General features: G+C 70.5%; 15 protein-coding genes. 8 read left to right on the top strand and 7 right to left on the bottom strand.

Going from position 1 to position 13,985, the window contains the following annotated elements:
• Positions 1 to 138 precede the first annotated feature (138 nt).
• The 3 genes from ACQUST_RS09390 (at position 139) to ACQUST_RS09380 (ending at position 1,813) form a co-directional block, all read left to right on the top strand.
• Positions 139 to 1,263 carry a DUF373 family protein gene (locus tag ACQUST_RS09390; RefSeq protein WP_435127608.1) on the top strand — a complete coding sequence of 375 codons (1,125 nt, stop codon included), beginning with the start codon at positions 139 to 141 and terminating at the stop codon, positions 1,261 to 1,263.
• A 92-nt stretch (positions 1,264 to 1,355) separates the two neighbouring features.
• Positions 1,356 to 1,637, top strand: a complete 282-nt coding sequence (locus ACQUST_RS09385; RefSeq protein WP_435127606.1) for a 50S ribosomal protein L44e — start codon at positions 1,356 to 1,358, stop codon at positions 1,635 to 1,637.
• Positions 1,638 to 1,639: 2 nt separating this feature from the next.
• Positions 1,640 to 1,813 carry a 30S ribosomal protein S27e gene (locus ACQUST_RS09380; RefSeq protein ID WP_435127605.1) on the top strand — a complete coding sequence of 58 codons (174 nt, stop codon included), beginning with the start codon at positions 1,640 to 1,642 and terminating at the stop codon, positions 1,811 to 1,813.
• Between the two features lie 154 nt (positions 1,814 to 1,967).
• Here ACQUST_RS09380 and ACQUST_RS09375 read toward each other — a convergent pair whose 3' ends face one another.
• Positions 1,968 to 2,282, bottom strand: a complete 315-nt coding sequence (locus tag ACQUST_RS09375; protein ID WP_435127603.1) for a hypothetical protein — start codon at positions 2,280 to 2,282, stop codon at positions 1,968 to 1,970.
• A gap of 315 nt (positions 2,283 to 2,597) precedes the next feature.
• On the opposite strand from ACQUST_RS09375, the gene ACQUST_RS09370 reads away from it, so the two are divergent.
• The 5 genes from ACQUST_RS09370 (at position 2,598) to ACQUST_RS09350 (ending at position 6,402) form a co-directional block, all read left to right on the top strand.
• A complete protein-coding gene (locus tag ACQUST_RS09370) occupies positions 2,598 to 3,398 on the top strand; it encodes a translation initiation factor IF-2 subunit alpha (RefSeq protein ID WP_435127602.1) in 801 nt (266 codons plus the stop codon).
• A 30-nt stretch (positions 3,399 to 3,428) separates the two neighbouring features.
• A complete protein-coding gene (locus tag ACQUST_RS09365; protein ID WP_435127600.1) occupies positions 3,429 to 3,644 on the top strand; it encodes an RNA-protein complex protein Nop10 in 216 nt (71 codons plus the stop codon).
• Between the two features lie 245 nt (positions 3,645 to 3,889).
• Positions 3,890 to 4,654, top strand: coding sequence for a proteasome assembly chaperone family protein (locus ACQUST_RS09360; protein ID WP_435127598.1), 765 nt, complete (start codon positions 3,890 to 3,892; stop codon positions 4,652 to 4,654).
• A gap of 87 nt (positions 4,655 to 4,741) precedes the next feature.
• Positions 4,742 to 5,575 (top strand): aldo/keto reductase, encoded by an 834-nt coding sequence (locus ACQUST_RS09355; protein ID WP_435127596.1) that lies wholly within the window; start codon positions 4,742 to 4,744, stop codon positions 5,573 to 5,575.
• Between the two features lie 68 nt (positions 5,576 to 5,643).
• On the top strand, positions 5,644 to 6,402 hold the full coding sequence (locus tag ACQUST_RS09350) for a hypothetical protein (RefSeq protein WP_435127594.1): 759 nt from the start codon (positions 5,644 to 5,646) through the stop codon (positions 6,400 to 6,402).
• Here the strand turns inward: ACQUST_RS09350 and ACQUST_RS09345 are convergent.
• From ACQUST_RS09345 to ACQUST_RS09320, 6 genes are all read right to left on the bottom strand, one after another.
• Complete coding sequence (locus ACQUST_RS09345; protein ID WP_435127593.1) at positions 6,399 to 7,553, bottom strand: DUF373 family protein; 1,155 nt, start codon at positions 7,551 to 7,553, stop codon at positions 6,399 to 6,401. The two genes, ACQUST_RS09350 and ACQUST_RS09345, sit on opposite strands and share 4 nt — an antisense overlap.
• A gap of 54 nt (positions 7,554 to 7,607) precedes the next feature.
• A complete protein-coding gene (sppA, locus tag ACQUST_RS09340; RefSeq protein WP_435127591.1) occupies positions 7,608 to 8,624 on the bottom strand; it encodes a signal peptide peptidase SppA in 1,017 nt (338 codons plus the stop codon).
• A 132-nt stretch (positions 8,625 to 8,756) separates the two neighbouring features.
• Entirely contained in the window at positions 8,757 to 9,680 is a 924-nt protein-coding gene (locus tag ACQUST_RS09335; protein ID WP_435127590.1) for a coiled-coil protein, read from the bottom strand.
• Positions 9,681 to 9,974: 294 nt separating this feature from the next.
• A complete protein-coding gene (locus tag ACQUST_RS09330) occupies positions 9,975 to 10,739 on the bottom strand; it encodes a metallophosphoesterase (protein WP_435127588.1) in 765 nt (254 codons plus the stop codon).
• Complete coding sequence (locus ACQUST_RS09325) at positions 10,740 to 12,626, bottom strand: hypothetical protein (RefSeq protein ID WP_435127587.1); 1,887 nt, start codon at positions 12,624 to 12,626, stop codon at positions 10,740 to 10,742.
• Positions 12,623 to 13,891, bottom strand: a complete 1,269-nt coding sequence (locus ACQUST_RS09320; RefSeq protein WP_435127585.1) for a Single-stranded DNA binding protein — start codon at positions 13,889 to 13,891, stop codon at positions 12,623 to 12,625. Before ACQUST_RS09320 ends, ACQUST_RS09325 begins: the two co-directional genes overlap by 4 nt.
• Between the last annotated feature and the right edge of the window lie 94 nt (positions 13,892 to 13,985).

Raw genomic sequence — 13,985 nt, 5'->3', positions numbered from 1 at the left:
GCTCCGGCCGGAGCGGAACCGCGGCGGCGACGAACGACTGGCCGGCCTGACTCGCGCCGGCGACGGGCGGCTCTCCGAACGTCCACTTTCGGGGCGCTCCCCGAAAACAGATATACCGTAGTGCACTAGGTCCGCGTGATGCTGCTGGTCCTCCCCGTCGACCTCGACGACGACCTCGGCCGGAAGACCGGGCTGTCGACGCCCGTCATCGGCCGCGAGGAGGTCGAGGCGGCGGCGGTCGCGCTCGCGACGGCGGACCCGGAGGACTCCGACGTGAACGTCCTGTTCCAGGCGGTGCACGCCCACGAGGAGCTGCTCGCGGACGACGCCGTCGACGAGGAGGTGGCGGTCGCCGCCGTCACCGGCGTCGACGGGTCGGACGTGCAGGCGAACCGGAAGGTCGGCGAGGAGGTGGACACGGTGCTGGCGGCGCTGTCGACCGCGGAGGACGTCCGTGCGGTCGTCATCACGGACGGCGCGCAGGACGAGTCGGTGCTGCCGGTCATCCGGTCGCGGGTGCCGCTCGACGGCGTTCGGCGCGTCGTCGTCCGGCAGGCGCAGGACCTGGAGTCGATGTACTACACGATGAAGCAGGTGCTCGCGGACCCGGAGACCCGCGGCACCATCCTGGTGCCGCTCGGCGTGCTGCTGTTGGTCTACCCGTTTTCGGTCATCGCCGGGCTGCTCGAAATCCCAGGCGCGGCGGTGCTGGGCGTCGTGTCGGCGCTGCTCGGCCTGTACACGCTGTTCCGCGGGCTCGGACTCGAAGAGACCGTCGACACCGCCGCCGAGCGCGTCCGGAACAGCCTGTACGCCGGCCGCGTTACCATCATCACGTACGTCGTCGCGCTCGCGCTGCTCGTCGTCGGCGGCGTCCAGGGGTACGAGACCCTGACCGCGGTGAGCGAGGCGGCCGGGTCGCTGACCGTCGAGAACGCCGCGGCCGTGTTCGTCCACGCCGCGGTGCAGTGGGCGGCCGCCGCCGGCATCACGTCGTCGCTCGGGCAGGTCACCGACGAGTACCTCGCCGACCGGTTCCGGTGGCGCTACCTGAACGCGCCGTTCTACGTGGTCGCCATCGCGGTCGTCCTGTACGGCCTCTCCGGCTACTTCCTGCCGGTCGCGCCGGCCGCCGGCGTGACGCCGCTCGCGCTGGACAGGCTCGCAGCGACGCTCACTGCAGGGACGCTGCTCGGGGTGCTGTCGACGCTGACGTTCGCCGTCGCGGAGTCGTGGTTCGCCCCCGAGGCCGAGCCGGCGTAGCCCCGCCGTGTGGCAGTGTCGCACGCCGGGCGGCGAGACCAAATGCGTTTTAAGCGCCGATGCAGAAGCTATCCGCAAGAGGAGATTCCGCTATGGAGATGCCACGTCGCATGAACACGTACTGTCCGCACTGTAACGAGCACCACGAACACGAGGTCGAGAAGGTCCGACGCGGCCGGGAGACCGGGATGAAGTGGACCGACCGCCAGCAGGCCCGCGGGACGTCCGTCATCGGGAACGCCGGCAAGTTCTCGAAGGTGCCGGGTGGCGACAAGCCGACGAAGAAGACCCACCTCAAGTACCGCTGCGGTGACTGCGGGAAGGCCCACATGCGCGAGGGATGGCGCGCCGGCCGCCTCACCTTCCAGGAGTAACCATGGCAGGAAGCTTCATTCGCGTCCAGTGTCCGGACTGCGAGAACGAGCAGGTCCTGTTCAGCAAGGCCGCCTCCGCGGTGAACTGCGCCGTCTGCGGCACGACGCTCGCCTCTCCGACCGGCGGCGAGGCCGAGCTCGCGGGCGACGTCGTCGAGACCGTCGAAGCGCGATAACCACGTTTTCCGCGGTTTCTGCGGGGACCGCGGCGACGGACCGTTTCTCTCCGCCAGTCGACGCTGACCGCTAGCCTCGGCTGTGGGTCGGTGGGCGACACGAAAAATCGGGGACTGACGGACGAAGCCGGGACCGCGTCGCGGGCGCGACGGCTCAGGCGGAGCCGACGGCGAGGTCGATTTCGCTGTCGACCCAGTCGGACACCGCGGTGTCGATCATGTTGTCGTAGTCGACGAACTCCGTGTGGTCGGCGACGAACTCGTCGAGTGCTCCGGTCGGGGAGGCGTCGAGGTCGGCGACCGACGGGACGGGGCTGGCGTCGACGAACGCTTCGAGCGACGAGAACTCGGTGTGGTCGTCGACGAACTCGTCGGTGAGGACCTCCGTCGCCCCCACGCCTTCCGCGCGCTCTTCGACGGCTTCGAGCGCGTCCTGCACGTCGTCGTACTCAGCAGGGTCGATTCCCATGTGAGTGGATAGCAGCCAGTCGCACGTAAACCCTGTCGGTTCGCGTCGCCTCGCCCTCCCCAGCCGACTCCCTCGGCTCGCGTCGCTCGCCTCGGTCGCCCCTCGCGCGCTCGCGGCCGTGACACAGCACGGCCGCCGCGCGCCGCGGGTGAGCGACAGGGACCGCGCGCCGCCGCCGAGTGACCGGTCGACGGGACGTGCAGTGGGTGGTCGGTCGCGGAAGCCGGTGACCGCGCCGCGGTCGGCGGGTGTGGCGGCGGCGGCGCGGCTCGGAAAGTAGGAAACCGTATTAGCCTCCGGTCGTTACGTCCGGACATGAAATTCACGGGCTGGCCCGAGAAGGGCGAACTCGTCGTCGGCGAAGTGGACGAGATCGCCGACTTCGGCGTCTTCGTCGACCTGGACGAGTACGAGGACAAACGCGGCCTCGTCCACGTCTCCGAGGTCGCCTCCGGCTGGATCAAGAACATCCGCGACCACGTCAACGTCGGCGAGCGCGTCGTCGCGAAGGTGCTCGACGTCGACGAGTCGAGCCAGCAGATCGACCTGTCCATCAAGGACGTCAACGACCACCAGCGCTCGGACAAGATCCAGGAGTGGAAGAACGAGCGGAAGGCCGACAAGTGGATGACCATCGCGTTCGGCGAGGACGTCGACGACGAGCGGTACACCGAGATCGCGCAGGCGCTGTACTCGGAGTTCGGCTCGATGTACGACGGCTTCGAGCAGGCCGCCATCCACGGCGCGGAGGCGCTCGAAGACGTCGGGCTGGACGACGACGACGTCGAAGCGATCGTCGAGACGGCCCGCGAGAACGTCTCCGTGCCGTACGTCAACGTCACGGGCTACGTCGACATCGAGTGCCCGACCGCCGACGGCGTCGACGCGGTGAAGGAGGCGCTGAAGGCCGCCGAAGGCAACGGCGAAATCCCGGACGAGGTCCAGCTCGACGTCTCGTACGTCGGGTCGCCGGAGTACCGCATCCGGGTGCGCGCGCCCGACTACAAGACCGCCGAAACCCACCTCGAAGAGAGCGCCGAGCGCGCGCGCGTCTCCATCGAGTCCGCCGGCGGCTCCGGGTCGTTCCACCGCGAACAGCAGACCGAAGAGGAGTAACGCCGCCGGCGGCCGCGGCCCGACTGACCGATGAAATCCGACATCAAGACCTGTTCGGCGTGGGAGACGGCGCACGACCGCCCGGTGTACACGCTCGGCGACCGGTGCCCCGACTGCGGCGCCGACGCCGTGAACTCCGCGCCGGCGCCATTCAACCCCGAGGACCCGTACGGCGACTACCGGCGCCGCGCTCGCCGCCGCAGCGACGACCCGGACGCTGCCGACGACTCGGACGCCGACGCCTGACGGACCGGCCGACTGGTCGACAGTTGGGTGCAGCGGCGGTTCCGCCCGACAGCGGTCGTTTTCTCAGGGGGTTCGGAGCCGCTCCGTCGACGGCTTCCGCTCCGACGCGACCTCGGTACTGTTCCGACGCGACCTCGGTACTGTTCCGACGCGGCGCCGGTACTGCGTCGCCGCGGCGCCGTCAGTCCGCCGAGCGCGGCTGCGAGCCGACGCGTCTTTATGACGTCCGCCCCGCTGACACAGGTATGGACGATATCGACATCGAGGTCGTCGCGGACCCGTCGCTCGACGAGCCGGTGCTCATCGAGGGGCTGCCGGGCGTCGGGCACGTCGGGAAGCTCGCGGCGGAGCATCTCGTAGAGGAGTTCGACGGCGAACTCGTCCGCCGGGTGTACGCCCGGGACTTCCCGCCGCAGGTCACCGTCGACGACGACGGCGTCGCCGAACTCACGCACGCCGAGTTCCACCACGTCGACGCCGACGGCACGGACCTGCTGGTGCTGACCGGTGACCACCAGGCGGCCAGCAACGACGGCCACTACACGCTGACGACGGCGTTCCTCGACGTCGCCGAGGAGTTCGGCTGCGAGCGGGCGTTCGCGCTCGGCGGCGTGCCGACCGGCGAACTCATCGAGGACGACGAGTACGGCGTGCTCGGCGCCCGCACCGACAGCGCCGACGGCGAGGCACTCGCCGACGCCGGCGTCGAGTTCCGGGAGGACGAGCCGGCCGGCGGCATCGTCGGCGTCTCCGGGCTGATTCTCGGGCTGGGCGGCCGTCGCGGCCTCGACGCGGCCTGCCTGATGGGGGAAACCTCGGGCTACCTCGTCGACCCGAAGAGCGCGCAGGCGGTGCTCGAAGTGCTCGAAACCGTGCTCGGCTTCGACGTCGACTTCGCGGACCTGGAGGAGCGCGCCGACGAGATGGAGGACGTCGTCGGCAAGATTCAGGAGATGCAAGGCGGCGGCGAAGGGATGCCGACCGAGGACGAACTGCGCTACATCGGCTGAAACCGCGTCCGCGACGCGCCTCGACGCCGGCTGCGGAGACACCCGCGTTCGCAAGGTCCTTTTAACCGCGGACCCTTGGTTCGCGTGATGGCTTCAGAGCTTTCTCCCGACGACGTCCCGTCAGCGAACGGCATGCCGATGCTCGGCCTCGGGACGTGGCAGAACGACGACCCCGAGGAGTGCCGCACCGCGGTGCAGACGGCGCTCGAGATGGGGTACCGCCACGTCGACACCGCACAGATTTACGGTAACGAGGCGGCGGTCGGCGACGGCATCGAACGCGCCGACGTCGACCGCGAGGACGTGTTCCTGGCGACGAAGGTGTGGACAGACAACCTCGCGCCCGAGGACGTCCGCGAGACGACCGAGGAGAGCCTCGACAGGCTCGGCGTCGACTCGGTCGACCTGCTGTACGTCCACTGGCCGGCCGGCGAGTACGACGCCGAAGCGACGCTCGGAGCGTTCAACGAACTGTACGACGACGGCCGCATCGACCGCATCGGCGTCTCGAACTTCCTGCCCGAGCAGGTCGAGACCGCCGTCGACGTCTCCGACGCGCCGATTTTCGCGAACCAGGTGGAGCTCCACCCGCTGCTCCAGCAGGAGGCGCTCCGCGAGGCGTGCGCCGACCTCGGCGTCGAGGTCGTCGGCTACTCGCCGCTGGCGCGCGGCGACGTCTTCGACGTGCCGGTGCTCTCGGAGGTCGCCGAGAAACACGGCGTCAGCGAGGCGCAGGTGAGTCTCGCGTGGCTCCGCGAGAAGGGCGTCACCGCCATCCCGAAGGCGACCAGCGAGTCACACATCCGTGACAACTGGGGGTCGCTCGGCGTCGACCTGGACGACGAGGACGTCGCCGCTATCGACGGAATCGAGACGGAAACCCGGAAGGTCGACCCGGACTTCGGTCCCTGGAACCAGTAGGTACTGCCGCTGACACGTCGGCGGTTCGAGCGAAACCTTCAATCGCCGCCCCCCTCTTTTCCCGGTCGATGGAACGACGCTCGTCGCCGGGGCTCGTCGACGCAGTCAGAATCGACATCGCGCGGCTCCACGCGACGTGGATGGAGCTGCTGTTCCCGCGGCAGCTCGACCCCGGCAGAGTCGTCGGGAAGTGGACGCCGGACACCGGCCCACAGAAGGCGGCGTACTACGCGTGGGCCGCCCTCGGCGTTCCGCTCGTCGCCGTGTTCTACCCGCTGCTGCTGTTCGGCTTCGCGACCCGGTTTTACGCCGCCCGCGTCGACTCGGCGGTCGCCCGGCTCGGCGTCGTCGGCGTCGTGTTCGTGTCGGTTCTGATGTGGGGGCTGCTCACCGTCGCGGCGTGGCTCAGGGAGTTCCCGTTCCACGGCCTCGTCGCCGTCGGCGCCGCGGGCGCCGTCGCCACCGTCGCCGCCGTCGCCGCCCTCGGATTCTCCCGCGTCGGCGGCCGCCTGACCAGCGTCGCGTTCGCGTATCCGGCCGCCGTCACGGCGTTCTTGCTGCCGCCCGTCATCGCCGCGCTGTACTCGCCGGCGCTCGGCGACGTCGTGTTCCCGAACAGCCAGTACGTCGCGGTGTGGCTGCTGGAGAACGTCCTCGACGTCGGCGGCATCGGCGCGCGGCTCCAGGCGCGGTTCGAACTCCGCGGCGTCGCGTACGCCGTGATGTGGTTCGCGCTCGCCGTCCCGGTCGGCTGGCTGCTCGGCGTGCTCGTCGCGCTCGCGAACGTCGTTCGGCCGACCGGCTCCGACGGCGGGAACGGTAGCTAGCGCCGGTCGCCGCTTCCGCCGCCGCTCGCACTCGCGCCGTCGCCGCCCTCCTCGTCGATGACGTCGTCGAGCGTGTCGTCCGAGACGCTGGCGGCGACGCGGACGCCGGCGAGCGCGAGCAGGATGCCGGCGACGATGAACAGCGCGAGCCGCTGGGTCGGCGAGAACGCGACGCCGAACAGCTCCAGCGGCGGCCGCTGCGCCTCCCGTTCGAGGAAGTAGCCGGCGAACCCCCGAATCACGAGGCCGACCGCGACGACGCCGAACGGCAGATTCAGGTACGGCGTCCGCACCCCTTCGTCGCGGATGAGTTCGTCGAGCAGGCGGCCGAACGACGCGGTGAGCGCCGCGAGCGCCAGCCACGGCACCGATGCGTACGCGAACCGCATCGCCGCGACGAACGCCGCGCCGCCGACCGGTGACGCCTCGATGACGCCGAGGAAGGCGCCGACGACGGTGAGGCCGATGCCGACGACGTACGTCACGACGGACACCTGCCCGGAGTACAGCGCCTCCCGGAGCCGGTCGGGCGCCGCCTCGACGAACTCGTCGATGCCGAGCCCGTAGTACAGCAGCGCGGCGCCGAGCAGCGACGCCAGCCCCGCCATCGCGACGGCCGTCGAGAAGTAGTACAGCAGCACCGGGAGGATGAGCAGCCCGATGCCGACCGGCACCAGGACGGACTCGCGGAGCTCCTCGTCGGCCATGAACTGCTTCAGCAGGTAGTACGTCGACTCGATGTCGTGCGCCTGCCGGACGACGACGCGGTCGACGGAGTCGACGGTGAGCCGCGACTCCACCATCGGGACGGCGCGCTCGTCGGCCGCCGAGTCGATGACGACGACCGCGCCGTCGACGTCGACGTCCGCGAGCACGTCGTCGAGCTGGGCGGCGAGCGCCCGGTCTGCGCGCACCGCCGAGTCGCCGCCGCCGGAGATGACGGCGACGACGGCGTCCTCGCCGCCGTCCTGGAGCTCGCGGGTGACGCGGAGCGATTCGAGGAGGGAGTTGACGCCGGCGTCCTCGGGGTCGGCGAGGCCGAGGTCGGTCACGAGCGACCGGACCGCCTCCCAGCCGACGACCGGCGTCGTGACGCCGGCCTTCCGGCCGACGTCGTTCGAGCGGTCCACACAGAGGACCAGGGTCGTCACGGCTGCACCGTAGACCCCCCGGGCCAAAAACCCTCCACTTGGTCGGGACGCCGGTCAGAATCGGAAGTCGACGGTCTCCTCGGCGTCCGCGTCGCCCGGGAGGCCGCTCGCGACGCCCGCGCCGAGCGCGTACGCGACCGACTGCGCGCCGCCGCGGAGCCGCGCCGCCAGGCCGCGGCTCGGCGTGAACTCCTCGACGACCGCCTCGGCGCCGATCCGGTCCTCGATGCGGTCGAGTACGGCGTCGCGGTCGCCGAGCTCGTCGACGAGGCCGCGGTCGTGCGCCTCCGCGCCGAGGAACACCTTCGCTTCGGTGTCGCGGACGTCCTGTTCGTCCATGTCGCGGCCCTCGGCGACGTCCGCGACGAACTGGTCGTAGTAGTCGTCGACGATTCCCTGGAGGTAGCTGCGCTCGTCCGGCGTCATCTCCTTCAGCGGCATCCCGGCGTCCTTGTACTCGCCGGCGGTGAACTGCTCGTAGCTGACCCCGAGCCGGTCGGCGAGCTCGTTCACGTTCGGCCGCGAGCCGATGACGCCGATCGAGCCGACGACGCTCCCTTCGCGCGCCCACAGCTCGTCGCAGCCGACGGCGATGGAGTAGCCGCCGCTGGCGCAGGTGTCGGTCGCGTAGCCCACGGTCGGGCCGTCGAACCGCTCGGCCGCCAGCCGGATGTCCTCGCTCGGCACGATTTCGCCGCCCGGCGTGTTCAGCCGGACGAGCAGCGCCTCCGCGTTCGGGTCGTCGTCCGCCTGCTCGATCTGGTCGACGATGTCGTCGGCACCGGGCGTCGTCGGCGACGACGGCAGCCCGCCGCCGCCGGAGCCGTCGCGGGTGATCGGCCCGTCGACGCCGACCTCCGCGACGTTGTAGTCGGCGTACTTCGAGGCGAGCGCGGAGCCGGCGAGCCGAACCACGAACAGCGCGAACGCGATGGTCAACAGGACGCCGAGCAGTTCGGCGGTGTCGCCCGGGAACCGGACGAACACCACGTAGCCGAGCACCACCGCGACCACGGCGGCGACGACCAGCCCGACGAACCGCACCGCCGAGTCGACAGTCGAATCAGCCATACCGGCTAGTGCGGCGCCGGCGACGTAAAACCGGGTGCGACGAAGGGGCTTCGTCGCTCCCGCCGCCCGACGGCGCAGCCGCTCGCGGACGGTGGTCAGTAGAGAACAGAAATCGGAGAATCCGGCGCCGGGTTACAGAAGCCCCGTCTTCTGGAGCTTCATGAGGTCCTCGGTGTCGAGGGTTTCGCCTTCCTTGAACTTCTGATAGATTTCCTCGGCTTCCTCCCGCTCTTCTTCCATCTTCTGTTCGCGCTCCTCCTTCTGCTCTTCCTCCTCTTCCTTGTCGAGCTCGCGGAGCCGCTTCTGGACCGTCACGAAGTCCTCGTGGTGCTGGTCGGCGGCCTCCTGCGCCTCGACGAACAGCTCGTGCATCGCGTCGGCCTTGTCACGGATGTCGTCGGCCTCCCGGTAGGCCTCGATCATCTCGTTGTGGTGCTCTTGGGCCTCGTCGGCGAGCTCCGTCACCTTCTGGTGGTGCTGGGACGCCTCCGAGCGGACCTCCTCGGCCTCCTCGATGAGGTCTTCGAGCTCGTCGCTCTGCTCGACCTTGTCCTTTTTCTCAGCGAGCTGTTCGCGCTTGTTCTCGATCTTCTCGATGAGTTCGCGCTCCTCCTCGGTGGAGAGCACTTCGGTCTGCTGTTTGAACTCGAGGTCCTCGATCTCCTCTTTGAGCTCCTCGATGGAGGTGCCCGAGCCGAGCTCGAGGTCCTGTTTCATCTCCTCGACCTGGTCGAACAGCTCGTTCGCTTCCGCGTTGAGCTCGTTCCGGCTCTCTTTGTGTTCTTGGACCTGCTCGTTGAGCTCGTCCCGCTTCTCGCGGTGTTCCTGCGCCTCGTCGACCTTCTCGCGCGTCTTCGCGTTCAGGTCGTCGCGCTTGGACGCGCGTTCGGACGCCATCTGGTTGAGCTCGTTACGGCGGTCACGGAGCTGCCCAGCGAGTTTGATGAGCTGCCCTTTCGAGCCGTTTTCGAGTTTATCGTCGTCGAGTTCGACGTTTCGCGATTCCTCAAGCTTGTCAAGACCGTACTCTTCGAGAACTTCCTCTTTCGTTACCATGGTTCGTTACCTCGACACCATACTGCTTCGGGGTAAGCGGACGCTACAGGGGTCCTGCGTGCGTCCGGAACTGTGGGAGAACACCGGTTCATTCAGCGATCGATGCCACCACGCCCGAAGGCGTTCTGGTACTCACATCTATACGGCACCCACACATAAACCCTCCGGTGGATTCGCCGGAAAACAAGTGGTACGGGGTCTCACACCACCGGGAACGTGTGATACGCCTTCACGCGGTTCGTCGCCGTCCGGGCCGAACCGGCGGCGCTTCACGGCGGGCCGCGGCCGCGCGGCCTACACGCGCCGGTAGTCGCCGAGCCGCGTCCCGTCGAGCAGGTAGGCGTCCGCCGCAGCCAGCCCGTCGGGGAGGAACGGCGACAGGAACGACTGGCCGTCGACGTTCACCCAGGTGCCGCCGGAGCGGTCGTTGAACGCCGGGAACACCACGAGTTCCGGCGGCCGCCACGCCGACCCGCCGAGGTCGACGTGCTCGGCGAACGGGTCGGGGGCGAGCGGGCCGCGCAGCCACGCCTGCTCGACGCGCGTGCCGCCGACGGCGTCCTCCAGCCGCACCGACGGGTGCTCGTGGCCCATGCAGACCACGTCGGCGGCGAGCACCTCCCGCGAGGGCCACGTGTGGCCGTGGACGACGCCGACGTCGCCGAGGCGGGCGCCGTCGCTGTCGGTGACGTCGATCCGGTCGCCGAACGCGTCGGCGACCCCGGGGTCGTGGTTGCCGAGCGCGAGCGTCACCGGGACGCCGACGGCGTCGAGTAGCGCCTCGATTTCGTCGTACTCCCGGTCGCGGGTGTCGCCGATGCGGTGGCCGAGGTCGCCGAGCACGACGAGGCGGTCCGCGTCGGCGTCGGCGAGCAGGCCGAGCAGCCGGTCGCGTCGCTCGTCGGCCGCGTCGGCGAGTTCGACGCCGCGTTCGTACCGCAGGCCGGCCTCGATGCCGGCGTGGTAGTCGGCGACCAGCAGCCCGGTTTCGTCGCCGAGGTCGGCGACGGCGGCCGGCGCGTCGGGAATCGGTTCGACGAGCGTGTCGCCGGCGCCCATTCAGATGGGCTTCAGCGTCGCCTCGTCGGGCTCGTAGCACTTCCCGCTCATCAGCGCGTCCTGGATGGCGTCGTCCGCGGCCTCCTCGCTGACGTCGAAGCGGTCGACGGCGGCGGCGACGACGTCCTCGCGGGCCGCGCCGTCGCCCTCGTCGAACTCGTCCATCAGTTCGACGACGGCCTCGTCGAGGTCGAGTTCCTCGGGCGGCTCCTCGTCGACGGCGGCCTCGCTGGTCGGCTCGGCCTCCGACGGGTCGAACTCCGGCTCGTCGACGTCGGGGTCCGCCGGCGGCGTGTCGTCGGCGGGCGCGTCGCCGACTCTGTCCTCCGCGGCCGGCTCGGTTTCGGCGGCCGACGGCTCCGGCTCGGTGGTGAGGTCCGTCTCCACGTCCTCGTCCATCCCGGCCGGCGTGTCCTCGGGCGCCGGCGTCTCGATGCCGGCCTCGCCCGGGTCCGGGACGTCGCTGCCGGTGGCGAACTCGACGCCGTGCTCCGCTTCGACCGCTTCGCGCTCCTCGTCGCTGAGCGCGTCCTCGAACTCCTCCTCGTCGACTCCGTCCTCGGCGGATTCGTCGGTGGTGTCGTTCTCGGTCATGGATTCGGGTTCCTCCGTCGTCGGGGATTCGTCCGCGCCGCCGGCGTCGAAGTCGCCGAGGCCGGCGTCGCCGGCGTCGAAGTCTCCGGGACCGTCCGAGTCGGCAGGCCCGTCCGAGTCCACGGCGGCGTCCGAATCGTCGTCGGCGGCGGCGACCGTCGACGCCGTTTCGGCGGCCTCGGTCGGCTCCGGTTCGGCGGCGGCGCTCGGGTCGGCCTCCGCGACGTCCGCGTCGCCGGTCGGCCCGGCGGCTTCCGCGGGCTCTGCGGCCTCGTCGGCGGCGGACTCGTCGGCCTCGTCGACCACCGACTCGGTCGAGCCGGCCGCCGACGTCGACGTCGCCGCCGACTCCGCGCCGTCGGCTGTTTCCGCAGACTCCGTCGCGTCCGCGGTCTCCGCGGATTCGGCGGTACCCGCGGTGCCGGGGGATTCCGCGGAGTCCGCGGAGTCCGTCGCCGGTTCGTCGTCCGCGGACCCGGCGGCCTCCGCGGCCTGTCCGGTGGCTTCCGCGTCGACGGCCTCGACTGTTTCGGCCGCTGCGGCGAAGTCGTAGTCGACCGCCGGGAGCGCGCCGAGTTCGTCGGGGCCGGCGTCCGCCGGGTTCGTGGAGAGCCGGCCGACCTCGTCTCGGTCGCCGGCGACGACTTCGAGCGCCTCGACGGCGAGCCGCCGGACGGCTTCGAGGTAGTGCTCCGTGGTGCCGTAGTGGTCGAGCGCGCGCGGGATGCCGGCGGCGAGCGCCGTCGGGACGCCGGCCGCGGCGAGTCTGCGTTCGAGGGCGTCGCCCCGCTCGTCCATCTCCAGCGCGCGGCCGACGACGGCGAGCCGGTCGAGCGTCGCCTCCGCGGCGGAGACGGTCCACCGGTCGCGGGTGTCGGCGTCGACGTGGCTCAGGCTCTCCGGGCGGACCGACGTGTAGACGACGTCGGCGTCGTCGGGCTGGAACGTCCGCGCCTTCCCGGAGAGCGCGACGAACGCCGGCGGCTCCGCGCGGTCGAGGAACGCCACCTCGTCCGGCTGGTACTGACCGGCCTTCGTGACGAACGCGCCGGTCGGGTCGACGACGCGGCCGCGCAGCATCTGCTCGTTCACGGACTCGACTTCGGTGAGCACGCCGACCGCGAACAGCCGGTTGACGCGCAGCCCCGTCGGCGTGACGACGTAGTTCGGCGCGCGCTCCTCGTCGCTCTCGGAGTACTCCAGGGAGGCGTCGTCGAACTCGGCGGCGAACACGCGGTGGGCGACCTCGCGGTTGCCCGGCCCGTCGTCGCCGCCGCCGTCGCTGCCGCTCATCGCCGCACCTCCGCGAGCACGTCGGCGGCGCGCGTCGCCGGGTCCTCGTCGGTCGGGTCGAACTCGGCGGCGTCGAGGTTCGCGCCGTAGTCGTCTATCGACAGGTGGCCGCGGACGCGGAACTCCCGGCCGACGAGCGCCTCGCGGATGTCGTCGGCGACGACGTCGCGGCTCATCGCCTCGCGGGCCGCGTCGAGGGCGTCCTCGAGGGTGCCGCCGTAGACGTCCTCGGTGATGTCGCGGTCGAGGACGGCGGTGACGGTCGCGGTGCCGTCGTCGAGAATCGCTTTCACGCGCAGGTCGTCTTCGGGGTCGACGTCGCCGTGGCTACGGCACTGGCCGTTCTGGACGAGCCGGCCGCACTCGGGGCAGCGCTCGATGAGCCCGGAGCCGTCCCGGACCTCGATGACGTTGCCGACGACGGCGACGTCGTACATGCCGCCGGAGTCGACCGCGTCGCCGATGGTGACCTCGGGGGCCTCGTCGGCGACGTCGACGTCGGCTGGCGACACGGCGGTGAACTCGGTGAGGTTCACCGTGGGGACGCCGCGGAACTCGCGGACGTACACGTCCTCGAACCGGAGGTCGGCGCCCTCCTCGACGGCCGGCGTCGGGTCCCAGTCGGTGAACGGGAGCCGGGCGGTGTCGTCGGCGAGGACGCCCGAGAGAATCGTGGTTTCGCCGTCGCGGCCGTCGATGACGCGCTCTTCGACCTCCACGACGCGGGCCTCCACGTTGCGGCCGCGGTCGCCGACTTCGAGGTCGATGAGGTCGCGGTCGCCGCCGACGTCGTACGGGACGTCGAGCGGCTCGGATTCGAGCGCGACCGTCGAGGACTCGCCCATGTTGAGCTCCGGTTCGCCGTCCCACTCGCGGACGCCGGCGTTGCCGACGGTGACCGTGTCGCCGGGTTCGAACCCGAAGTCCTGCCACGCCGTGTAGCTGATGACGCCGGTTTCGTCGGCGAGTTCGCCCTCGCGGATGGTGACGTCGTCGCCCTGATACCGGATGCTGCGCTGGCCGACTGTCAGCACGCGGCCGGTGACGGTGACGTTGCCCGCGTTCGTCGTGATGTCCGCGATGTTCTTCGACTTCGGCGTCGCGCCGCCGCCGCCCGAGCCGCCGCCGTACTTCCGGCGGACTGACTGTTTCGCTTCGTCGATGGGGACGCTGTACTCCAGTAGGTTCTCCAGGTCCCGCTTGACCTCCGTTTTGTCTTCGCCGAGAGCGGAGGCGAGCTCCTCGGCGTGCTTGTCGACATCCATCGGCGGTAATTCCGCGCGCTGACTGTTAAAGGCTCCGCGGCCGCCAGGCGGTCGGCGCCGACGCTTGTTTCGCGAGGAGACGGAGACAACAAAG

The organism is Halobaculum sp. D14, assembly GCF_051195135.1.
Lineage (GTDB): Archaea > Halobacteriota > Halobacteria > Halobacteriales > Haloferacaceae > JBNTKA01.
The sequence above is the reverse complement of the archived record's forward strand: the minus strand, read 5'-3'. Positions and strand labels throughout refer to the sequence as shown.